The organism is Thermomonas alba (assembly GCF_022419205.1).
Lineage (GTDB): Bacteria > Pseudomonadota > Gammaproteobacteria > Xanthomonadales > Xanthomonadaceae > Thermomonas > Thermomonas alba.
Window position 1 is genome coordinate 66,156 of sequence record NZ_JAJOZU010000001.1, and the last position, 22,012, is coordinate 88,167.

The 22,012-nt window shown below is 70.3% G+C and carries 22 protein-coding genes; 15 read left to right on the forward strand and 7 right to left on the reverse strand.

Features of this window, described 5'->3' with window-relative positions; all coding sequences use genetic code 11:
* Nucleotides 1–9: 9 nt before the first annotated feature.
* The 4 genes from ML342_RS00315 to ML342_RS00330 all read right to left on the reverse strand — a co-directional run bounded on the left by ML342_RS00315 (nt 10) and on the right by ML342_RS00330 (nt 5,345).
* Nucleotides 10–1,320 carry a hemolysin family protein gene (locus ML342_RS00315; protein ID WP_240125332.1) on the reverse strand — a complete coding sequence of 437 codons (1,311 nt, stop codon included), beginning with the start codon at nt 1,318–1,320 and terminating at the stop codon, nt 10–12.
* A 164-nt stretch (nt 1,321–1,484) separates the two neighbouring features.
* The gene (locus tag ML342_RS00320; protein ID WP_240124937.1) at nt 1,485–3,437 is read right to left on the reverse strand and encodes a transglutaminase TgpA family protein; all 1,953 of its coding nucleotides are present in this window, start codon (nt 3,435–3,437) and stop codon (nt 1,485–1,487) included.
* Nucleotides 3,430–4,392: a DUF58 domain-containing protein gene (locus tag ML342_RS00325; protein ID WP_240124938.1), complete on the reverse strand. Its 963-nt coding sequence runs from the start codon at nt 4,390–4,392 to the stop codon at nt 3,430–3,432. Before ML342_RS00325 ends, ML342_RS00320 begins: the two co-directional genes overlap by 8 nt.
* A gap of 2 nt (nt 4,393–4,394) precedes the next feature.
* Nucleotides 4,395–5,345 carry an AAA family ATPase gene (locus ML342_RS00330; protein WP_240124939.1) on the reverse strand — a complete coding sequence of 317 codons (951 nt, stop codon included), beginning with the start codon at nt 5,343–5,345 and terminating at the stop codon, nt 4,395–4,397.
* Between the two features lie 88 nt (nt 5,346–5,433).
* Here ML342_RS00330 and ML342_RS00335 point away from each other — a divergent pair, with 88 nt between their 5' ends.
* A complete protein-coding gene (locus ML342_RS00335) occupies nt 5,434–7,038 on the forward strand; it encodes a glycosyltransferase family 39 protein (RefSeq protein WP_240124940.1) in 1,605 nt (534 codons plus the stop codon).
* Here the strand turns inward: ML342_RS00335 and ML342_RS00340 are convergent.
* Together ML342_RS00340 and ML342_RS00345 are read right to left on the reverse strand one after the other, a co-directional pair.
* The gene (locus ML342_RS00340; RefSeq protein WP_240124941.1) at nt 6,974–7,555 is read right to left on the reverse strand and encodes a Maf family protein; all 582 of its coding nucleotides are present in this window, start codon (nt 7,553–7,555) and stop codon (nt 6,974–6,976) included. The two genes, ML342_RS00335 and ML342_RS00340, sit on opposite strands and share 65 nt — an antisense overlap.
* A complete protein-coding gene (locus ML342_RS00345) occupies nt 7,552–7,926 on the reverse strand; it encodes a hypothetical protein (protein ID WP_240124942.1) in 375 nt (124 codons plus the stop codon). The genes ML342_RS00340 and ML342_RS00345 overlap by 4 nt, the downstream gene beginning before the upstream one ends.
* Before the next feature lie 172 nt (nt 7,927–8,098).
* On the opposite strand from ML342_RS00345, the gene ML342_RS00350 reads away from it, so the two are divergent.
* The 13 genes from ML342_RS00350 to ML342_RS00410 all read left to right on the forward strand — a co-directional run bounded on the left by ML342_RS00350 (nt 8,099) and on the right by ML342_RS00410 (nt 19,125).
* A complete protein-coding gene (locus ML342_RS00350) occupies nt 8,099–8,605 on the forward strand; it encodes a YceD family protein (protein WP_240125333.1) in 507 nt (168 codons plus the stop codon).
* 57 nt (nt 8,606–8,662) lie between these two features.
* Nucleotides 8,663–8,857, forward strand: coding sequence for a 50S ribosomal protein L32 (rpmF, locus tag ML342_RS00355; RefSeq protein ID WP_240124943.1), 195 nt, complete (start codon nt 8,663–8,665; stop codon nt 8,855–8,857).
* 148 nt (nt 8,858–9,005) lie between these two features.
* Entirely contained in the window at nt 9,006–9,995 is a 990-nt protein-coding gene (locus ML342_RS00360) for a beta-ketoacyl-ACP synthase III (RefSeq protein WP_240124944.1), read from the forward strand.
* 123 nt (nt 9,996–10,118) lie between these two features.
* Nucleotides 10,119–11,063, forward strand: coding sequence for an ACP S-malonyltransferase (gene fabD / locus ML342_RS00365; RefSeq protein ID WP_240124945.1), 945 nt, complete (start codon nt 10,119–10,121; stop codon nt 11,061–11,063).
* Complete coding sequence (gene fabG / locus ML342_RS00370) at nt 11,060–11,806, forward strand: 3-oxoacyl-ACP reductase FabG (RefSeq protein ID WP_240124946.1); 747 nt, start codon at nt 11,060–11,062, stop codon at nt 11,804–11,806. Before fabD ends, fabG begins: the two co-directional genes overlap by 4 nt.
* Before the next feature lie 121 nt (nt 11,807–11,927).
* Nucleotides 11,928–12,167, forward strand: a complete 240-nt coding sequence (acpP, locus tag ML342_RS00375; protein ID WP_240124947.1) for an acyl carrier protein — start codon at nt 11,928–11,930, stop codon at nt 12,165–12,167.
* Nucleotides 12,168–12,333: 166 nt separating this feature from the next.
* Nucleotides 12,334–13,572, forward strand: coding sequence for a beta-ketoacyl-ACP synthase II (gene fabF, locus ML342_RS00380; RefSeq protein ID WP_240124948.1), 1,239 nt, complete (start codon nt 12,334–12,336; stop codon nt 13,570–13,572).
* A gap of 53 nt (nt 13,573–13,625) precedes the next feature.
* The gene (locus ML342_RS00385) at nt 13,626–14,984 is read left to right on the forward strand and encodes an aminodeoxychorismate synthase component I (RefSeq protein ID WP_240124949.1); all 1,359 of its coding nucleotides are present in this window, start codon (nt 13,626–13,628) and stop codon (nt 14,982–14,984) included.
* 142 nt (nt 14,985–15,126) lie between these two features.
* Nucleotides 15,127–15,924: an aminodeoxychorismate lyase gene (gene pabC / locus ML342_RS00390; protein WP_240124950.1), complete on the forward strand. Its 798-nt coding sequence runs from the start codon at nt 15,127–15,129 to the stop codon at nt 15,922–15,924.
* On the forward strand, nt 15,921–16,973 hold the full coding sequence (gene mltG, locus ML342_RS00395; RefSeq protein ID WP_240124951.1) for an endolytic transglycosylase MltG: 1,053 nt from the start codon (nt 15,921–15,923) through the stop codon (nt 16,971–16,973). Before pabC ends, mltG begins: the two co-directional genes overlap by 4 nt.
* The gene (gene tmk, locus ML342_RS00400; RefSeq protein ID WP_240124952.1) at nt 16,970–17,632 is read left to right on the forward strand and encodes a dTMP kinase; all 663 of its coding nucleotides are present in this window, start codon (nt 16,970–16,972) and stop codon (nt 17,630–17,632) included. The genes mltG and tmk overlap by 4 nt, the downstream gene beginning before the upstream one ends.
* Nucleotides 17,629–18,654, forward strand: a complete 1,026-nt coding sequence (locus ML342_RS00405) for a DNA polymerase III delta subunit-related protein (RefSeq protein WP_240124953.1) — start codon at nt 17,629–17,631, stop codon at nt 18,652–18,654. Before tmk ends, ML342_RS00405 begins: the two co-directional genes overlap by 4 nt.
* Before the next feature lie 111 nt (nt 18,655–18,765).
* The gene (locus ML342_RS00410) at nt 18,766–19,125 is read left to right on the forward strand and encodes a PilZ domain-containing protein (RefSeq protein WP_240124954.1); all 360 of its coding nucleotides are present in this window, start codon (nt 18,766–18,768) and stop codon (nt 19,123–19,125) included.
* A gap of 21 nt (nt 19,126–19,146) precedes the next feature.
* Here the strand turns inward: ML342_RS00410 and ML342_RS00415 are convergent, their stop codons facing one another.
* Nucleotides 19,147–21,222: a 3-hydroxyacyl-CoA dehydrogenase NAD-binding domain-containing protein gene (locus tag ML342_RS00415; RefSeq protein WP_240124955.1), complete on the reverse strand. Its 2,076-nt coding sequence runs from the start codon at nt 21,220–21,222 to the stop codon at nt 19,147–19,149.
* 182 nt (nt 21,223–21,404) lie between these two features.
* Here ML342_RS00415 and rpoE point away from each other — a divergent pair, with 182 nt between their 5' ends.
* Nucleotides 21,405–22,010, forward strand: a complete 606-nt coding sequence (gene rpoE / locus ML342_RS00420; protein WP_240124956.1) for an RNA polymerase sigma factor RpoE — start codon at nt 21,405–21,407, stop codon at nt 22,008–22,010.
* The last annotated feature ends 2 nt before the right edge of the window (nt 22,011–22,012 follow it).

Consider the following 22,012-nt stretch of genomic DNA (forward strand, 5'->3'; position numbering starts at 1 on the left):
GGCCGGCCCTCAGCCTTCGGTGTCAACAGCGGACGGCTCGAGCTTGTGCAGCAGCACTTTGTCGATGCGCGGGCCGTCCAGATCGACCACCTCCACCCGCCAGGCGCCCAGCTGGAAATGCTCGCCCACATGCGGGATGCGTCCGAAATGGTCGATCACCAGTCCGGCCAGCGTGTGATACTCGCCCGCATCGGCCTCGGGCAGGCGCTCGCCGGTGAGCTCGCGCAGTTCATCCACGTGCAGGCCGCCGTCTACCAGCAGCGAGCCGTCCTCACGCGCCACCACCAGGGCATCGTCCTGGCCGCTGTCGGTACCCGATGACAGGCGTCCGATCACCGCGTCCACGATGTCGCTGACCGTGACCAGGCCCTGGATGTCGCCGTACTCGTCCACCACCAGCGCCAGCGACTGCTGCTCCTCGCGCAGGATCTCCAGCAGCTTCATGGCTTGGGTGGATTCGGACACGAACAGGGCCGGGCGTAGCCGCGCGAACAGGTCTGGCTGCGGCTTGCCGAGTTCGTCCAGCAAAGTCTTGACCTCGAGGATGCCGACCACATCGCTATCGTTGCCGCGATAGACCGGATAGCGCGAGAACTCGTGCTCCTGCAGCGTCGCCAGGTTCTCGGTCAGCGAGGCGGAGGCATCCAGCCAGGCGATGCGGGTGCGCGGCGTCATCAGGCTGTCGGCGGTGCGGTCGCCCAGACGCATCACGCGGTTGAGCATGTTGCGCTCGTCGCTGTCGATCACGCCCTGCTCGTGGCCTTCGCTGACCAGCAGCTGGATTTCTTCCTCGGTGATACGCGCGGCGCCACCATCGCGCACGCGCAGCATGCGCAGCAGGCCACGCACGCTGGCGCTGAGCAGCCACACCGCAGGCCCGGCCAAGCGCGCCAGCGCGGCCATCGGCACCGCCACCACCGCCGCCACCCGTTCCGGCGCCAGCAGCGCCAGGCGCTTGGGCAGCAGCTCGCCCAGCACGATGCTGAGAAACGTGATCAGGCCGACCGCAAGGACGGTACCCAGCGGCGTGGCCGATTCCCCGAGCACCGGCAGCTGGCGCGCCAGCCACTGGCCGATCAGCCGACCCAGGCTTTCGCCACCGAGCATGCCGGTGAGCACGGTGATCAGAGTCAGGCCTACCTGCACGGTGGACAGGAACTGCTCCGGATGCTCGGCCAGCTCCAGCGCCTTGCGCGCGCCGTGGCTGTCCTCGGCACGCTGCTTCAGGCGCGCCTTGCGCGAGGTGACCACCGCCATCTCCGACAGCGCGAAGAAGCCGTTGAGCAGGATCAGGGCGAGGACGATCAGCAGCAGTTCCAGCACGGAGGCCTACCGGAGATGACGGGAGGGCGGAGCGCTGCCCGTGCAGGCGCGATCGGTCGTGATCGCCTCGGGTGCGAGCAGAAGGGGCTGCGGCAATGGGCGGGAGAGGGCAGTGTCCATGAGAAGCGCCGGAGCGAAGCGGGATGATAGCAGGCAGCGATTCAGGGTCGGTGACGGCGCAGGTCGCGCAGCAGCGCGCGCAGCGCCGCGGGCGTGGTGGGTGCGCCGTAGCGGGCGTCTGCGAAGCGTCTGGCCAGTTCTGCCAGCGGCGCTCCGGCGTGGGGCACGTCCGCGCCCACGCGTGCGGCCCAGGTCTGCGCCGGCTCGTGCGGCGCGCGCCCCAGTCCGCGCCGGCGGTAGCGCGTCTCCAGCGCGTGCCAGGCGCGCAACAGCGGGTCGCGGGTGCGCTCGCCGCGGGTAGTGCGCCAGATCATCCATGCGAGGGCCAGCAGGGCGCAGGCGGCGAACAGCGCGGCCAGGCCGGCGGCGCCCAGCTTCTGCAGCCCCAGCGGTTTCAGCAGCGCCTGCTGACGCTGCGCGTTGAACCCGAGCACGAAGTCGTTCCAGCCGCGGCGCAGCCAATCGGCAGCATCGAACATCGGCGCCAGGCCGTCGAACCCGGCGATCCGCCCGGGACGGCGGTCGGCAAGGGTGTCGTACACCCGTTCGGGTGCTACCGCCGCCGTCGGGTCCACTCGCACCCAGCCGCGCCCAGGCAGCCAGACCTCGGCCCAGGCATGCGCGTCGGACTTGCGCACCAGCCAGTAGCCGCCGACCGGATTGCGGTAAGCCCCGGCATAGCCGGTCACCACCCGCGCCGGGACCCCGGCGGCGCGCATCAGCACCACGAAGGCCGAGCTGAAGTGCTCGCAATAGCCCGTGCGGCGGTCGAACAGGAAATCGTCCACCTCGTCGCGCCTGGCTGGCGGCACGTTCAGGGTGTAGGCGAAATCGCGCCGGATCATCGCCAGCGCGCGTTCGGCAATGGCGGCATCGGTGCGGCCCTGGGCGTCGTGCCCGGCCTCGCGCCGCCACTGCCGCCCCAGCGCCAGCGTGCGCGGGTTGTAGCCGGTGGGCAACGCCAGTGCGCGCGCGCGCAGCGCCGGTGGCAGCACCGGCTCGAACGCGGCGGCCGCGGCCGAGCGCATCCGCCAGCGCGAGACGTTGTACTGCGGCGCTTCCGCCTGTGGGGTGAGGTCGTGGCCGAGGCGCGCGCCTTGTGGCAGCTGCAGCGGCACATCCAGCGCCACCAACTGGCGGTCTTCGGTCGGTTCGAGGTCGATTCGGTAGTCCCACACCGGTCCGGAGACCTGCACAGGGGCGGGCGGCTGCGCCAGCAGGTCGCGCGCCTGGTGCCAGGTGCGGCCATCGAAATCCCACAATACCGGCCCGCGCCAGTACATCTGCGAAGGCTGCGGGGCAGGCCCGATGAACTCCACCCGCGCCGCCGGGCTGTCGTCGAGCAGCAGGTCGAAGAAACTGCCCGGCGTCATCGTGTCCGACAGCCCCGGCACCGCCGCGTTGCGCTGCGGCAGCCCCCACAGCGGAGTCGGCAGGCGCGGGAACAGCCAGAACGCCGCCAGCGCCAGCGGCAACCCCAGCCCCAGCAGCCGCAGCACGCCCGCCGCCGCCTGCCGCAGCGGCGATGGCGGTACCCCGCCTTCATCGGCGGCCAGCTGCTGCAGCGCCAGCAGCGCCAGCAGCACGCCGGCCAGCCCCAGCAGCAGGCTCAGCGGGCCCTGGTCCAGCAGGAAAGTGGCGAACGGCGCGAACAGGGCGAAGCCGACCAGGCTGCGGCCATCGCGTGGGGTGAAGGTTTCCGCCGGCTTCAGCGCCAGCATGGCGGCCAGCAGCGCGCAGGCGGTATCGCGGCCGACCCCGGGCAGCACCGCGGCTACTGCCAACAGCGCGGTGCCGCCCAGCAGCCAGCGTATCGGGGCCGGCAGCGGTTGCCGCCAGGACGCCGCCAACACCGCCACGGTGCCGATCCCAAACCCCAGCCCCAGCGCCAGCGGCAGCTGCAGCAGCAGCGGCAGCAGGCAGACGGCAGCGGCCAGGCGTACCTGCAGCAAGGTGGCAGGCGGCATTCGTGGTGTGGTCGCAGCTTCAGGCATGTGCCGGCTCCTGCGGCAGCAGCGCCAGCGCGCGCAGGCAGCGGTGGCGATGGGTGTCGCCGTGACCGGCGGGGATCGCAGGCTGCCCCGGCAGCAGCAGCGCATAGCGCAGCCCGCTGCGTTCGGCCTCCTCCACCCAGCGCGCCAGCCGGCTGATGCGCTGCTCGTAGGGCAACCCGGCGGTTTGCGCCCATTCCAGGCGCAACTCGCCGGCCTGCTGCCGTTCGTGCTCGCGCACCAGCAGACTGGCATGCCGCGCAGAGGCCTTCCAGGCCACCGCGCGCAGCGCATCGCCGGTGCGATAGTCGCGCAGGTGGTGCGGCTCCTCGCCGCTGCGGCTGGGCTGCGGACGGCCCTGGGGGGCGGTGGCCAGCGGCAGCGGCGGGGCTTGCGCCTCTATGGCCGGATAGATCAGCAAGACATCGGCCGGCCAGCAATACGCCCAGGCGCGGGCCAGGCCCAGCGGCTGTATGCTGGAGAGGGTCAGGCGCGGCAGCGGCCACAGGCCGCGGCGCGGGGCGGTCAGGCGCAGTTCGGCAGTGGCGCCGCGCGCGTCCAGGAGTGGCAGGGTAGTCGCAGCCTCGCGACCGCAGGCGATGCGCAGTCCGCGACGCACGCGTGAATCCGCGCAGCCAAGGGCGATGCGCAGCCGCAGCATGCTTCCGGCCGCCACCGGCTCGGCGGCGACCGCTTCGATCCGCAGCCCGGAGAGCTGCAAATGCGCGGCCACCAGGCTGGTATGGGCGGCGCCTGCCAGAAGCAGCGCCAGCAGCAGGCCGGGATTGTTGTTGAAGTTCAGTGCGCCCAGCAGCATCGCGCCGAGCAGGGTGGCGAAGAATAGCCCGCTGGCGGTGGGCAGGACGTAGATGCGGCGTCGATCCAGTCGCACCGGCAGCGCTTCCGGCGCGCGCGGGCGGGTCCATCCGCGGATGCGCTGGCGCAATGCCGGCAGCATGTTCAATCCACCGGCACCGCGTGCAGAATGGCCTTGGCCAGCTGGGCGACGGGCGCATCGGCCTCCGCCACCAGCCGGTGTTCGGCCAGCGCTGGAAACAGCGTCTGTACGTCCTCCGGCACCACGTGCGCGCGCCCCAGCAGCAGGGCATGCGCGCGTGCCGCCCGCAGCAGCGCCAGCCCGGCGCGCGGCGACAGCCCCACCCGCACTCCGGGCTGCTGGCGGCTGCGTGCCAGCAGCGCTTGCAGGTAGTCGAGCAGCGGCTCGGCGGCGTGCACCTGCTGCACACTCTGGCGCAACGCCAGGATGCGCGGTGCATCCAGCAGCGGCGTGACGTGGGCGATCAGGTCGCGGCGGTCGGCGCCGGCCAGCAGGGCCCGCTCGGTGGCCGCATCCGGGTAGCCCAGGGTCAAGCGCAGCAGGAAGCGATCCAGCTGTGAATCCGGCAGCGGATAGGTTCCCGAGAGATCCACCGGGTTCTGGGTGGCGATGACGAAGAACGGGTCCGGCAGTGCGCGGGTTTGACCGTCGAGACTGACCTGATGCTCGGCCATTGCTTCCAGCAGTGCGCTCTGGGTGCGCGGCGGGGCGCGGTTGATCTCGTCCGCCAGTAGCACGTGGGTGAACACCGGGCCGGGATGGAACTCGAAGCGGCGGGTCTGCGCCTCGTACACCGACACTCCGAGGATGTCGGACGGCAGCAGGTCGGAGGTGAACTGCACGCGCGCGAACTCGAGGCCGAGAGTGGCGGCCAGCGCGTGCGCCAGGGTGGTCTTGCCGAGCCCGGGCAAATCCTCGATCAACAGATGCCCGCCGGCGAGCAACGCCACGAACGCCAGCCGAACCTGCAGCGGCTTGCCCAGCACCAGCTGGTTGACCTGCGCCTGCGCCTCGCGCAGGGCCTGCTGCAGGGGATCGGGTAGCATCTGCGCCGGAGCCGGGATCGTGGGCATGTCGTGGACGGGGTCTCGGGGTGAAGGGGCAGTGTAGCGAGGACGCCCGGGCATGCACGTGGCGGTGAACGCGGCAGAAATCGCACCCATGGATACGGCGGCAGGCGTGGCAATGGATGCGGCGGGACGCGCGGACCCGGCGCGCCGCTGGTTCATCGGGACCTGGCTGCTGCTGTGCGCGCTCAAGCTGGGGCTGGCGGCGTGGCTGCCGCTGTTCGTGGACGAGGCCTTCTATTGGCAGGAAGGCCAGCACCTGGCCTGGGCCTATTCCGACCTGCCGGCGCTGACCGCGTGGCTGGCGCGGCTGGGAGTGGCGCTGTTCGGGGCGACCCCGCTGGGGCTGCGGCTGCCGTTTTTGCTGATCGGCGCGCTGTTGCCGTGGCTGCTGGTGCGGATGGCCGCGCGCGAGTGCGATCCTGCCAGCGGCTGGCGCGCGGGCCTGCTGTTCCTGCTGCTGCCACTCGGCGGCACCCTGGGCCTGCTGGCGCTGCCCGACGTGCCGCTGCTGCTGGCCAGCCTGCTGTGCCTGGATGCCTGCCTGCGCGCACTGCGCCGGGTGGATGCGGTGACGGCGGCGGAACTGGCGCTGGGGCTGGTGATTGGCGGGCTGACGCACTATCGCTTCGCGGCGGTGCTGCTGGCCGGCGGCCTGGCCCTGCTGCTGCTGCGTGAGGGCCGGCGCGCGCTGCGGCAGCCGTGGCTGTGGGCGGCGCTGGTGATCGGGGCGCTGGCATGGCTGCCGCTGCTGCTGTGGAACGCGCAGCACGCCGAGGCCGGGCTGCGTTTCCAGCTGGTCGAGCGCAACCCGTGGACGTTCGACTGGCAGGGCCTGCGCCTGGGCGCGTTGCAGTCGCTGCTGGTCACACCGCCGCTGCTGCTGGCGCTGCTGCTGGCGGCCTGGCGCGGGCTGCGCGATCCGCGCCCGGCTGCGCGTTGCCTGGCGCTGTGTGGCGCGCTGCTGGCGGGCGGCTTCTTCCTGCTGGGGTTCTTCGCCGACCGCCAGCGGGTGAGCTTCCATTGGCCGTTGCCCGGGCATGTGGCGCTGCTGCCGCTGGTGCCAGCGGTGCTGGCCGGCTGGGCGCGCACTTGGCGGCGCGCGGCCTGGGCCGTGCTCGGCCTCGGCCAGGCGCTGGCGCTGGGCTATTGCCTGATGGCCGCGCTGCCGCAGGGGCGCGCCTGGGCCGCCGCGCACGGGCTGTATCCGGCCAATTTCTCGGACTGGCAGGCGCTGGCGCGGGAGGTGCGTGCGCAGCGTGCCGGGCTGCCGCCGCAGACCCGCCTGCTGGCGGCCGATTTCAAGCTGGGCGCGGAGCTGGGCTTCGCATTGGGCGATCCCGACATCCCCGTGCTCGACCATCCGCTGAACCGTAAGCACGGACGCCAGGCGCAGCTGGCGCTGTGGGGCCTGCTGGCGGAGTCGCCGCGCGCGCTGCCGCGGCCGTGGTTGCTGGTGGCCAGCCCCGAGCACGCTGGCTTCGACGGCGAGGCGGAGTACCGGCGCTGGCTGTGCGCCCAGTTGGGCGGCCTGCCGACTGCGCAGGTGCTGCAGGTGGATGGCGGCGGCAAGCGCTTCTGGCTGCTGGCGGCCGCCGATCGCGCGCCCTTGCCGGCCTGCCCGGCGGCGCCGGCTACGGCAGCGGGAAACCCGCCTGCCGCAGCAGACGGGCGGTCGCAATCAATGGCAGGCCGATGAGCGCGGTCGGGTCGTGGCTGTCGATCGCCTCGAACAGCACGATCCCCAGCCCTTCCGACTTGAAGCTGCCGGCGCAGTCATAAGGCTCCTCGGCATCCACGTAGCGCGCGATCTCGGCATCGTCCAGCGCGCGCAGCTGCACTTCGGTCAGATCCACAGCGTGCAGGCGGCGACCGTCCGGGTGCGCCAGGCACAGCGCGGTATGGAAGCGTACGCGGCGACCGGACATCGCGCGCAGTTGCGTCAGCGCAGCCGCGCGTCCGCCGGGTTTGCCCAGCGGCGTGCCGTCCAGATCGGCGACCTGATCGGAGCCCAATACCCAGACGTCCGTGCCGTGCAGGGTTTGCGCGACCGCCGCGGCCTTGGCCTGCGCCAGCCGCTGCGCCAGCGCACGCGGGGCCTCGCCGGGCCGGGCGCTTTCGTCCACGTCCGGGCGCGCGGTGTCGAACGGCAGCCGCAGCCGCTGCAGCAGTTCGCGCCGGTAGCGCGAGGTCGAGGCCAGTACCAGCCGGGTCATTCCCCGGCCTCCGCGCGGGCGCGGTCGATTTCCCGCAGCTGCGCGTCGATTCGCCCGCGTGCCGTTTCCAGAGCGTCCTGCACCCGTTGCAGCGTCTGCAGGCTGGCCGACTGGGCATGTTCTTGCAGCCATAGCCGCTGGCGTAGCAGCTGGTGCAGCGCGCCCAGAACCGGGTTTTCCGCATCGCTGGCGACACTTTCCAGTTCGCTGCGCGCGACCCGCAGGCGTTCTTCCAGCGCATCGGCGGCATCCAGCACGCGCCCGATGGCCAGCTGGCGTCGGCGGCTGCGGCGGTGGATCCACAGCGCCAATCCCAGGCTGGAGATGGCAAAAACGGCAAGCGCGGCGAGCACGATCAGGCGGGGCGGCATCGGCGCAGTCTGCGCGAGGATGCGGGCAGGCGCAATCTGCCTGGCCGTTCTGCCTGGCCGTTGCATGCGCGTCGGCGGTGAGCTCGCGAGGCATGTTGCCTTGCGGTCTCGGCGCGTCGATTTGACACGAAAATGGAGAATCCATAAGATTCCTAGCCTTATGTCCGAGACATTGGCCAGCCGCATTCCCGAAGTCGTGGATGCCTGGCGCATGGTGGCATCCCGCCGGGAGTTCGAAGGCCGGGTGCCGCTGGCGGCGATGTCGCGCTTGCGCGGCAGCCTGTTCGACGACGTCGGCGAAGTCCGCTTCGTGCTGGCGTTCGGCACCGGTCCGATGCGGTTGCCGTTCGTCGAGCTGCAGATCGAAGCCGAGCTGCCGCTGGAATGTCAGCGTAGCCTGCGGCGCTTCCTGCTGCCGGTGCGTCTGCAGCAGCGGCTGGGCCTGATCCGCGACGAGGCCGACGAGGCGGCCTTGCCGGAGGATTACGAGGCGCTCTTGGTGGCGCCGGATGGCCTGCTGCGGCCGATCGACCTGGTCGAGGACGAGCTGATCCTGGCGTTGCCGGTGGTGCCGGTATCGCCCGATGCCGAGGCGGTGGAGTGCGAGTTCGCGCCCACTGCCGAGGAGGTGGCCCAGGCCAGTCCGTTCGCGGCGCTGTCGGGGTGGAAGAAGAAATAGTGCGATAATCTCCGATCGTCGCACCCAGCATCACGTATCGTTTCCTGGAGTTGTCCCATGGCCGTTCAGAAGTCTCGCGTTTCTCCGTCCCGCCGCGGCATGCGCCGCGCGCACGACGCCCTGTCTGCCAAGCAGCTGGCCACCGATCCGACCAGCGGTGAGACCCACCTGCGGCATCACGTCACCGCGGATGGGTTCTATCGCGGCAAGCAGGTCGTGGCTCCGAAGACCAAGATCGTCGACGAAGAGTGATCGCCGGCCGTCAGGCCGCCGTCCGTGGACGCCGACCGGCCGCACCTTGTGGTGCGGCCGTTCGCTTTTTTGCCATCACGCTTTGCGCGCACCGCCCGCATCCAGTGATCGGCTACTCTTGTCCGACTGCCAGGGAGAACCGCATCGCATGAACCCGACCGATCACCGCATCTACGCACGCATCGCCGGCACCGGCAGCTACCTGCCGGAGAGAGTGCTGACCAATGACGACCTGGCGAAGATGGTGGAGACCAGCGACGAGTGGATCACCGCGCGCACCGGTATCCGCGAGCGCCACGTCGCGGCGGAAGGCGAGACCACCAGCGATCTCGGCTACCAGGCGGCGCGCCGTGCGCTCGAGGCGGCTGGCGTCGCTGCCGAAGAGATCGATCTGATCGTGGTCGGCACCACCACACCGGACTTGATTTTCCCGTCTACCGCCTGCCTGATCCAGCACAAGCTCGGGGTGGCGGGGTGTCCGGCTTTCGACGTCAACGCGGCCTGCTCCGGCTTCATCTATGCGCTGACCATCGCCGACAAGTTCATTCGTTCGGGCGCAGTGAAAACTGCGCTGGTGATCGGAGCCGAGACCCTCACCCGCATGCTGGACTGGAGCGACCGCAGCACCTGTGTGCTGTTTGGCGATGGCGCCGGCGCGGTGGTGCTCAAGGCTGATGCCGAGACCGGAATCCTCAGCACCCACATGCATGCCGACGGCAGCAAGAAGGAGCTGCTGTGGAATCCGGTGGGCGTGTCCGCCGGGTTCAAGCCGGGCGAGCACAATGCCGGCGTGCGCGTGATGATGACCGGCAACGAGGTGTTCAAGCACGCGGTGAAGGCGCTGGATGCGGTGGTCGAGGAAGCGCTGGACAGCAACGGGCTTGGGCGCACGGCGATCGATTGGCTGGTGCCACACCAGGCCAACCTGCGCATCATCGAGGCCACTGCCAAGCGCCTGGAGATGCCAATGGATCGGGTGATCGTCACCGTCGATCGGCACGGCAATACGTCCTCCGGCTCGGTGCCGCTGGCGCTCGATGAAGGGGTGCGCTCGGGGCGGATTCGACGCGGTCAATTGCTGCTGCTGGAGGCGTTCGGCGGCGGCTTTACCTGGGGCTCTGCACTGCTGCGCTATTGAGCGCCGGAAGGCTCCGCATACGCCCCGGTACAGACGGCACGGAGCGATTGCCCGTATCATGCCCGGCTTTCTGCCGGTGGCGCCGCGCCCTCGGCCCGATTCCACCGCATGAACGAGTCAACCATGTCCACATCGCCGCTTGCTCTGGTATTCCCCGGTCAAGGCTCACAGTCGGTCGGCATGCTCGCGGAGCTGTCCGAGCTGTATCCATCGGTGAAGGAGACGTTCGCGGAGGCCTCCGACGGCGCAGGCGTCGATCTATGGGCGCTCTCCCAGGGCGGCCCGGAGGAAATGCTGGGTCGCACCGAGTACACCCAGCCGGCGCTGCTGGCGGCAGGCATCGCGGTGTGGCGCCTGTGGCAGGCGCACGGCGGCGCGCAGCCGGTCGTGCTGGCCGGGCATAGCCTGGGCGAATACACCGCGCTGGTCGCCGCCGGCGCCCTGTCGCTGCGCGACGGCGCGCACCTGGTGCGCATCCGCGGTCAGCTGATGCAGGATGCCGCGCCTGCCGGCACCGGCGCGATGGCGGCCGTGCTCGGCGCCGAGGACGCGCTGGTCGAGGCCGTGTGCACGGAGGCTTCCGGCGCGCAGGTGGTGGTGCCGGCCAACTACAACTCGCCCGGCCAGATCGTGATCGGTGGCGATGCCGCGGCAGTGGATCGTGCGCTGGCGCTGCTGCAGGAGAAGGGCGTGCGCAAGGCGGTCAAGCTGGCCGTGAGCGTGCCCTCGCACACGCCGTTGATGCGCGATGCCGCGAACCGGCTGGCCGAGGCCATGGCCGGTCTGACGTGGACGCTGCCGGCGCTGCCCGTCGTGCAGAATGTGGACGCGCGCGTGCATGACACTTTGGACGGCATCCGCGACGCGCTGGTGCGTCAGCTGTATCTGCCGGTGCAGTGGACCGCCTGCGTGCAGGCACTGGCCGCGCGAGGCGTCACGCGCGTCGGTGAGTGCGGGCCGGGCAAGGTGCTGACCGGGCTGGTGAAGCGCATCGACAAAGCACTCGACGCGCGTGCGTTGGGCACCCCGGCGGAGTTGTCCGCCGCCATCGAGGACTGGAAAGCATGAGCATGCAGCCATTGCAAGGTGAAATCGCCCTGGTCACCGGCGCGTCGCGCGGGATTGGCGCGGCGATCGCCAGCCTGCTGGCGGCGCAAGGCGCGACCGTGATCGGCACCGCCACCTCGGATGCCGGCGCGCAGGCGATCGGCGAGCGGCTGGCGGCGGCCGGCGGCCATGGGCGTCGTCTCGACGTCACCGAGCCCGGCGCGATCGAAGCACTGGTGGACGCGCTGTCGTCGGAGTTCGGCGCCATCTCGATTCTGGTCAACAACGCCGGCATTACCCGCGACAATCTGCTGATGCGGATGAAGGACGAGGACTGGCAGGCCATCCTCGACACCAATCTCACCAGTGTGTATCGCGCCAGCAAGGCGGTGCTGCGCGGGATGATGAAGGCGCGTAAGGGCCGCATCGTCAACATTGCCTCGGTGATCGGCGTCACCGGCAATGCCGGACAGGCCAACTACGCCGCGGCCAAGGCTGGCATCATCGCGTTCAGCAAGTCGCTGGCCAAGGAAATCGGTTCCCGCGGGATCACCGTGAACGTGGTCGCGCCCGGCTTCATCGCCACCGACATGACCGCCGCTTTGCCAGAAGCCGCCAAGGAGGCGATGCTGGCGCAGATCGCGCTAGGGCGGCTGGGCACGCCGGAAGACGTCGCCCAGGCGGTCGCGTTCCTGGTGGGGCCTGGGGCCAGCTACATCACCGGCGAGACGTTGCACGTCAACGGCGGCATGTATATGCCGTGAGCGCCGTTCGGACGGTTTTTCCGCATCCCCCGCGGGCGTTCAGGCATGACCATGCAGCGCCCGGTTTTTCCCTTAAACTAGGCCTTTGCGGCCATAACAGCCCCATGAGGAGCATTGCAACATGAGCAGCATCGAAGAGCGCGTCAAGAAGATCGTGGTCGAACAACTGGGCGTCAAGGAAGAGGACGTCACCAACAACGCGTCGTTCGTGGACGACCTGGGCGCGGACTCGCTCGATACCGTGGAGCTGGTGATGGCGCTCGAAGAAGAGTTCGAGTGCGAGATCCCGGACGAGGACGCCGAGAAGATCACCTCGGTGCAGCAGGCGATCGATTACATCAAGGCCCACGTCAAGGGCTGACGTCGGGCGCTTGGCGCAGCACGTTCGCGCGGCGCGAGCGGGCTGCTCCAGGCGTTTCCTGCGCGGTGCGGGGCTCGCCCGTCGCCGCAGCCTCCGGGGGCCGCGCATGCGGCCCTCCGTGTTTGCATTAACCGATCCGAGAAAAGCAGAAGGGAGAGCCAGGATGATGGGCAAGCGTCGCGTGGTGGTCACCGGCATGGGGATCGTCTCACCGCTGGGCAACGATCTTCCCAGCAACTGGGAGGCAATCGTCCACGGGCGCTCCGGAATCGGTCCGGTGACGGGCTTCGATGCCTCGACTTTCGCGACCAGGATCGCCGGTGAGATTCGCGACTTCGACGTCACCCGCTGGGTGAATCCGAAGGACGCGAAGAAGATGGATCATTTCATCCACTACGGCATCGCCGCCGCGCTGATGGCCAAGGACGATGCCGGGCTGGAGATCACCGAGGCCAATGCCGAGCGCATCGGCGCGCTGATCGGCGCCGGTATCGGCGGTATCTGGGGGATCGAGGAAACCGCGATCAAGCTGCATGAGGGCGGGGTACGCAAGATCAGCCCGTTCTATATCCCCAGCACCATCATCAATATGCTCCCGGGCCAGCTGTCGCTGATGACCGGGATCAAGGGGCCGACCTTCTCGGCGGTCTCCGCCTGCGCCACCTCCAATCACAGCATCGGCGTGGCGATGCGCATGATCCAGTACGGCGATGCCGACGTGATGTTCGCCGGCGGCGCCGAGCGCGGCAGTTCGCCCACCTCGATGGGCGGCTTTTGCGCGATGAAGGCGATGAGCACCCGCAACGACGATCCGACGCGCGCTTCGCGCCCGTGGGACGCCGAGCGCGACGGCTTCGTGCTGGGCGATGGCGCCGGCATCCTGGTGCTGGAGGAGTACGAGCACGCCAAGGCCCGCGGCGCGCGCATCTACTGCGAGCTGGCCGGCTTCGGCGCGACCTCCGATGCCTTCCACATGACCGCGCCCAGCGAAAATGGCGAGGGCCCGGCACGCTGCATGACGATGGCGCTGCGCGATGCCGGGGTGAATGTGGAGGACGTGGGCTATATCAACGCGCACGGCACCAGCACGCCGCTGGGCGACGTGGCCGAGACGCTGGCGATCAAGCGCGCGCTGGGTGATCACGCGTACAAGACGATGGTCAGCTCGACCAAGTCGATGACCGGGCACCTGCTGGGCGCGGCCGGCGGCGTGGAAGCGATCTACACGGTGAAGGCGCTGGAGACCGGCATCATTCCCCCGACCATCAATCTGGAGCAGCCGGGCGAGGGGTGTGATCTGGATTACGTGCCGAATACGGCGCGTCAGGCGCGGGTGAATGTGGTGGTGTCGAATGGCTTTGGCTTTGGCGGCACCAACAGCACGCTGGTGTTCAAGCGGATCTGATCACCATTCCCTCCCTCATTGACGGGGAGGGTTTGGGTGGGTGCCTTCCCACGATGACGACGCGCGCCCTGCCCGCCGATACCGATCTGCTCGCACTGCACCGGCTCGATCCTGAGCGCTATCCGGTGCTGCTGGAATCCAGCAGCGGCGGCCCGCTGGGACGGCATGACCTGCTGCTGGCGCATGCCGGCGAAGGCTTCGCCCTGCACTGCGACGGATGCGTGCGCACGCTCGCTGGCGTGCCGCTCGCCGGCACCTTCCTCGACGTGCTGGATGCGCGCTGGCAGGATGCGCGCGCTGCGACTGGCGGCGATTCGACAGGCCCCGCGCGGCCGTTCCGCGGCGGCTGGGCGTTGCTGCTGGGCTACGAGCTGGCCGCGCAGGTGGAGCCTGTCCTGCGGCTGCCGGCGGCTGTGGGCGGCCTGCCGGTTGCGGTCGCGCTGCGCTGCCCAGCGGCGCTGCTGCGCGACCGCGCCACGGGCGACTGCGTGGCCGTGGCGGAAGCCGGCGAGCAAGCCTGGCTGCAGCGCATCGCCGATGACGCCGAACGGGCGCGCGCGCTGCCTCCGCTGCCGGCGTGGACGCCGCCCATCGCCATTGAGGAAGACCCGCCGCAGCGCTACCTCGATGGCGTGGCGCGGGTGCTGGACTATCTGGCCGCTGGCGACGTGTTCCAGGTCAACCTGTCGCGCGGCTGGCGGGTGGCGTTCGACCGCGCGCTGGATCCGGCCGCGCTGTTCCAGCGCCTGCGCGCGCACAACCCGGCGCCGTTCGCCGGCATCTTCCGCAGCCCGTGGGGCAGCGTGGTCAGCGCCTCGCCGGAGCGGTTGCTCTCGCTGCACGCCGGGATCGCGCAGACCCGCCCGATCGCCGGCACCCGCGCGCGTTTTCCGGGCGACGACGACGCGGCGCGCATCCGCGAGCTGGTCGGGCACCCGAAGGAACGCGCCGAACACGTGATGCTGCTGGATCTCGAGCGCAACGACCTTGGCCGCGTGTGCGCGCCCGGCAGCGTGCGGGTGGACGAGCTGATGACGGTGGAAAGCTACGCCCACGTGCACCACATCGTCAGCAATGTGCGCGGCGCGCTGCGCGCCGGCGTGACCCCGGGGCAGGCGATCGCCGCGGTGTTCCCCGGTGGCACGATCACCGGCTGCCCGAAGGTGCGCTGCATGCAGATCATTGCCGAGCTGGAGGTCGCCGGCCGCGGCGCCTATACCGGTGCGCTGGGCTGGCTGGGCCATGATGGCAACCTCGATCTCAACATCCTGATCCGCAGCGCGGAGGTCGAGGGCGAGGTGCTGCGCTTCCGCACCGGCGCCGGCATCGTGATCGACTCCGACCCGCAGCGCGAGCTGGACGAAACTCGGGCGAAGGCGCGTGGCATGCTGCGCGCGCTGGGGGTGGAGTGATGCACGGAGCCGCGATTCGAAGCGCCATGGCGCGCGTGGAAAGCCGGAAGCGGATGCCCCGGCATTCGACGCACAAAGCGAGTATCGGGGAGCGACTGCGTTGAATGCCGGGGCGTCCGCGTTGTTCCGGGGCCTTGCGCGCGTGGACACGGTCCCATTCGCCAACCGCGGCCTGAACTACGGCGACGGTGTGTTCGAGACCATGCGGATCCACCATGGCGCCGTGCCGCTATGGCCGCGGCACCTGGCGCGCTTGCGGGATGGCGCGACCCGGCTCGGCATCGCGGTGCCGTCGCCGGCGTTCATCGAGGCCCGGATCGCCGAACTGATCGCGGGCGTCGAGTCCGGCGTGCTCAAGCTGCTGCTGACCCGCGGCGAGGGCGGGCGCGGCTATGCGCCGCCGGCCGAGGCCGTGCCGGTCTGGACGCTGGCGCTGCATCCGCTGCCGGCGACACCCGCGGCGCTGCGCTTGCATTCCTGCGAGACCCGCCTGGCGATCCAGCCGGCGCTGGCCGGGATCAAGCACTGCAACCGGCTGGAGCAGGTGCTGGCGCGCGCCGAGGTGGAGCGCGCCGGCTGCGAGGAAGGATTGATGTGCGATACCGATGGGCGTCCGGTATGCGCCACCGCGGCCAACCTGCTGGCGTTCGACGGCCGCCGCTGGCGCACGCCGGTGCTGGCGCGCTGCGGCGTGGCTGGCGTGCTGCGCGGCTGGCTGCTGGAGCAGGGACTGCTGCAGGAGGCGGTGCTGTCGATGCAGGAGGTGGCCTCCGCCGAGGCGCTGGCCCTGTGCAACGCCGTGCGCGGTATCCTGCCGGTCGCGACGCTGGGCGCGCAGCGCTGGCGCGCGCATCCGGCCACCACTGAACTGCAGGCACGACTGGCGATGGCGTATCCGATGTTTTCCTGTTCCAGCGAGCCCGGCGAGGCCCGGCCATGAGCATCCGCCGCGGCCTGCTGCTGCTCGTGGTGCTGGCGCTGGCGCTGCTGGGCTGGCAGTGGCAGCGCTACCAGCGCTTCGCCGATGCCCCGCTGGCCGGGGTTGGCGCGCAGGCCAGCGTGGTGGTCGCGCGCGGCGATGCGCTGCCGGCGATCCTGCGCAACCTGCGCGCGCAGGGGATCGCGATCGGGCCTGCGTTGTACTGGCGGCTGCTGGCGCGCCAGACCGGCGCCGCCGGGCATATCCAGGCCGGCGAATACGCGCTGCCAGCCGGCATCACCCCGCGCGCGCTGCTGGCGGCGATGCGCGATGGCAAGGTGCTGCGGCGGCGCTTCACCATCGTGGAGGGCTGGACCTTCCGCGACCTGCGCGCGGCGCTGGCCAAGGTGCCGCTGCTGCGGCACGTCACCAGCGGGATGGACGATGCCGCGCTGATGGCAAAGCTCGGCTATCCGGGCCAGCATCCGGAAGGGCGCTTTCTGCCGGAGACCTATGCCTGGGTGCGCGGCGATTCCGATCTCGACCTGCTGCGGCGCGCCCATGCGGCGATGGACCAGGCGCTGGAGGCGGCCTGGCGCACGCGTGCGCCCGATCTTCCGCTGCAGACGCCGGAGCAGGCGCTGATCCTGGCGTCGATCGTGGAGAAGGAGACCGGCGCGGCCGACGAGCGCCCGCGCATCGCCGGCGTGTTCGTGCGCCGCCTGCAGGCGGGGATGCGCCTGCAGACCGACCCCACCGTGATCTATGGCTTGGGCGCGCGTTATGACGGTAACCTGCGCCGCCTCGATCTGATGACCGACACTCCCTACAACACCTATACCCGCGACGGCCTGCCGCCGACTCCGATCGCCATGCCCGGCAAGGCGGCGCTGCACGCGGCCACCCATCCGGCAGCGGACGATGCGCTGTATTTCGTCGCGCTTGGCGATGGCAGCGGGCGGCACGTGTTCAGCCGTAGCCTGGAGGAACACAACGCCGCGGTGGCCGCCTATCTGCAGCGCCTGCGCGCGCAGCGGCGGGCCACGGCGCAGGAGGGCGTGCGGCGATGAGTGCGGAGCTGCGGATCGCGCCGCGTCTGGTGACCATCGAAGGTGGCGAAGGCGCCGGCAAGAGCACGGTGTTGCGCGCCCTGCGCGAGGCGCTGCTGGCCGCTGGCTGCGAGGTGGTCAGCACCCGCGAGCCGGGCGGCACCCCGCTGGCCGAGCGCATCCGCGACCTGCTGCTCACCGCCGGTGACGAGCCGGTGCACGCGCATACCGAGCTGCTGCTGATGTTCGCCGCGCGTGCGCAGCACGTGCAGGAGGTGGTGCTGCCGGCGCTGGCGCGCGGTGCCTGGGTGGTCAGCGACCGCTTCACCGATTCCAGCTATGCCTATCAGGGCGCTGCGCGTGGCATCGAGGTCGAGTTCATCGCCGAGCTGGAGCGACGCGCGGTCGGCCTGCAGCCCGGCCTGACCCTGCTGCTGGATCTGCCGGTGGCGAATGCGCGCGAGCGGACCCGCGGGCGCGACCTGCTCGGCGGGGTCTCTCCCGACCGGATCGAACGCGAGCGCGACGAGTTCTTCGAGCGGGTGCGCGCCGGGTTCCTGCAGCGCGCCGCGCAGCAGCCGCAGCGGATCCGGGTGATCGACGCCAGCGCCGACCCGGACACGGTCGCGGCGCGTGCGCGGGGAGCGCTGGAAGCGTACCGGCGGGGGCTGGAGTCATGAGCGAGCTGCCAGCGCTGGCGCCGTGGCAGCAGCGCGCCTACGACCAGGCCGTCGAAGCGCTGACGTCCGGCCATTTCGGGCACGCCACCCTGATCACCGGCCCGGCTCTGATCGGCAAGCGCCTGCTGGCCGAGCACCTGGCCCGGCGCGTGCTGTGTCTGGCGCCGCGCGCGGACGGCGAGGCCTGCGGCGCGTGCAAGGCCTGCAGCCTATTCGCCGCGCGCGCGCAGATGGAGGTGGCGGAGGTGCGGCCGGACGGCACCCCGGCGCATCCCTGGGGCCATAGCACGCATCCGGACCTGCTGTTCCTCGGCTACGAGATCAACCAGAAGACCGGCAAGCCGCGCACGGAGATCGTGATCGACCAGATCCGCGCGCTGACCGCGTCGATGGGGTTGACCGCGCAGCTGGGTGGGGCGCAGGTGGTGATCGTCGATCCCGCCGATGCGGTCAACTGGAGCGCCTGGAACGCAATCCTGAAGACGCTGGAAGAGCCGCAGCCTGGGCGCTATCTCTGGCTGCTGGCCTCCAGCCCGGCGCGCCTGCCGGCCACCATTCGCAGCCGCTGCCAGCGGCTGGAGCTGCGCCTGCCGCCTCGCGCCGAGGCGCTGGCCTGGCTACGCGGGCGCGGGCATCCTGCGGAACTGGCGGAAGAGGCGCTGGAGGCGGCGCGCGGGCATCCCGGCCTGGCCGATGCCTGGGCCAGCGGAGATGGGCTGAAGTTGCGGCGCGAGGTGCTCTCCGATCTCGACGCATTGCAGCGGCGAAGCGCGGCACCTGCGGCGATCGCGCAGAAATGGGTGGCCGACGGGCGCGCAGACGAGCGCCTGCGGCATCTGGCCGAGCAGGCGCTGCAGCGGGCGGGTGCGCGGCTGGATGCACCGACGGTGCGCGCCCTGGCGGCCTGCTTCGATGCCGCCAATCGCGCGCGCAGCCTGCTGCAAAGCACCGTGCGCGCCGACCTCGCCGTGCTGGAGGCGCTGCTGCCGTGGCTGCCGGCCGCGACTGGCAGCGCAAGGTGATGGAGCGCATGCCATGGGCCGGCCCGGTTGTGGACGGGCGGAGGACGGTTGAGAATGGAACCGGTCCGCGCGGACCGGTTCACGCACACGGGTAATCCACGGGGAGTCAGGATGAGCAATCCATCGGGCGGTGCGCGGCAGGGCATCCTGTCGCTGGTGATCAAGGACAAGGCTGGCCTGTACAACGCCTACATGCCCTTCATCCGTCACGGCGGCATCTTCGTGCCGACCAGTCGCCGCTATTTTCTCGGTGATGAGGTTTTCCTGCTGCTCACCCTGCCGGATTCCTCCGAGCGCCTGCCGGTGGCTGGCAAGGTGGTGTGGGTGACGCCGACCGGCGCGCAGGGCAACCGTGCGGCCGGGATTGGCGTGCAGTTCGCCGACTCCGCCGAAGGCGAGGCGGTGCGCAGCAAGATCGAAACCATCCTGGCCGGCACCCTCAACGCGGACCAGCCGACCCAGACGATGTGACGGCAAGCGCAGAGCCCGGGCTCAGGCCACCGGCGTGCGCAGCACGGGATCGTCCCAACCCGGGCGTGGAGCGAAGCGCTCCCCGTAGCGAGCGCGCAGCGCCTCCAGGCGCGCCAGCAGCGCATCGGCGCCGACCGTGCGAATGTGCTGGATCGGGCCGCCGCGGAACGGCGCAAAGCCAGTGCCGAAGATCACCCCGGCATCCAGCAGGTCGGCATCGCTCACCACGCCATCGTGCAGGCAGGCCACGGCTTCGTTGAGCAGCGGCAGGATCAGGCGGTCCTCCAGGTCGCCCGGCGCCACGAAGCCGTCCGGCAGCGCCGGCTTGACCGCCTTGCCGTTCTCCCATTTGTAGAGGCCCTGGCCGTCTTTCTTGCCGCGCTTGCCGGCAGCGACCGTCGCCAGCGCCGCCGGTACCTCCAGGCCGAGGAAGGGCGCCAGTTCCTTGCCGACGCTCGCGGCCACGTCCAGGCCTACGGTGTCGAGCAGTTCGATCGGCCCCATCGGCATGCCGAAGCGCGTCGCCGCCTTGTCGATCGCCGGGCCGGGGATGCCTTCGGCATAGGCGGTGGCGGCTTCCAGCATGTACGGGAACAGCACCCGGTTGACCAGGAAGCCCGGCGTGCCGGCCACCGGCACCGGGAACTTGCCCAGCGCCTTGCAGAAGGCGGCCAGGCGGCGCTCGGTCTCCGCGGCCATGCCAGCGTGGCGGATGATCTCCACCAGCGGCATCTGCGCCACCGGATTGAAGTAATGCAGGCCGGCGAACTGCGCCGGACGCGCGAGATGCGGGCGCAGCGCATCCAGCGGGATCGACGAGGTGTTGGTGACCAGCAGTGCGTCGGCCTTCATGCGCGGCTCTACCGCCTGGTAGAGCTCGCGCTTGGCCTCGGGGTTTTCGATGATGGCCTCGATCACGAGATCGGCCTCGGGCACGCCCGCGCCGTCGAGGTCGGACTTCAATCGCGCGGCCACCGCCGGACGCTTGCTCGCGTCCTTCACTTTCTTCTCGAACAGCGCCTGCGCCCGCTGCAGCGCGGCGTCGATGAAGCGCTGCTCGCGGTCCTGCAGCGTCACTTCGAAGCCCTTGTAGGCGGCGAACGCGGCGATGTCGCCGCCCATCACGCCGGCGCCGACCACGTGCACGCGCGTAATGCCGGATTCGCCCTTGCCCAGCGCTTTGAGCCGTTCGGTGAGGAAAAAGATGCGGATCAGGTTGCGCGCGGTCGGGGTGGCGGCCAGCTTGACCACCGCGCGACGCTCGGCGTCCAGGCGCGCGCGGATCGATTTGCCGCCGCTGCGCTCCCAGGTCGAGATCAGCGCATAGGGCGCTGGGTAGAACGCCTTGGGCGCCTTGCGCGCGACCTGCTTGCGCATCTGCGGCGCCAGCAGCTTGCGCGCGAGGAAGGTGTTGGTCAGCCAGCCCAGCGCGCGCTGCTTGAATGGACGCGTGATGCCTTGCAGCGCCAGCGCAGCGGCGGCATCCACCAGCACCGCCGGCTCGGCGAGCGCATCCACCAGCCCGATCGCCCGCGCGGCCTGGGCCGAGAGCGCACGCCCGGTCAGCATCAGGTCCATCGCCGCCGGCGCGCCGACCAGGCGCGGCAGGCGGGCGCTGCCGCCCCAGCCGGGGAAGATGCCCAGCTGCACTTCCGGCAGGCCGATGCGGGTGGAGGCATCGCTGCTGGCCACGCGATAGCGGCAGGCCAGCGCAAGCTCGGTGCCGCCGCCCATGCAGAAGCCGTGGATCGCGGCGGCGCTGGGGCAGGGCAGGCTGGCCAGCGCCTGGAATACATCCTGGCCGCGGCGGATGGCGTCTTCGACGGTGCCGCGACGGTCGTATTCCTGAAACTCCTTGAGATCGGCGCCGGCGATGAAGCCGTTGGCCTTGCCGGAGGCGATCACCAGCGCTTTTGGCGGATCCAGGGCGATCCGTTCCAGCGCGCTGCCCAGTTCGATCAGCGCATCCTGGGAAAACGCGTTGACTGCCGCGTCGGCGCGGTCGAAATACAGCACTAGCACGCCATCATCGCGGCGCTGAGGGCGCCAGTGCCGCAGACGCAGGCCGTCGAAGTCGTGAGCGGAGGAATCGGTCATGGTCAGGCCATCCCAAGCATGGGGCGAGCGGTTATCGTAGCCCGCGCGAACTTGAATCCGTATCTAATCCGCCACACTTGGGCGGGAAAGCTGCGGAACTTTCCCGGCAAGTTCCTGTCACAGCGCCCGGAAACACCGGGCCAGATCAGAGTGAGGCTGCGGTGGACGCAACGGAGGATCGGGTGTCGCAAGCGCTGGATCAGGACCTGGTGGCGCGCGTGCAGTGCGGCGATACGGCCGCCTTCGACCTGCTGGTACGCAAGTACCAGCATCGCGTCGCGGCGGTGATTGCGCGCTATGTGCATGATTGGTCCGAGGTCCAGGACGTGGCCCAGGAAACGTTCATTCGCGCCTATCGGGCGATCGGCGGGTTTCGCGGAGATGCTCAGTTTTCCACCTGGCTGCACCGGATCGCGGTCAATACCGCGATGAACCATCTGGCGGCGCACGGCCGGCGTCCGCCCGGCGAGGATATCGATATCGAGGATGCCGAACAGTTCGAATCCGGCCTGCGCCTACGCGACAACGATACCCCCGAGCGCGAGTTGATGCGCCAGCAGTTGGAACAAACGGTGCTGGATGCGGTCGAAGCGCTGCCGGCTGATCTGCGTGAGGCGATCACCCTGCGCGAGGTCGAAGGACTGAGCTACGAGGAGATCGCCGAGCGTATGGGGTGCCCGATTGGCACGGTGCGCTCGCGCATCTTCCGCGCCCGCGAGGCGATCGATGCGCGTCTGCGCCCGCTGCTGGATCACGACCAGGCACTCAAGCGATCCAAAGCGTCATGACA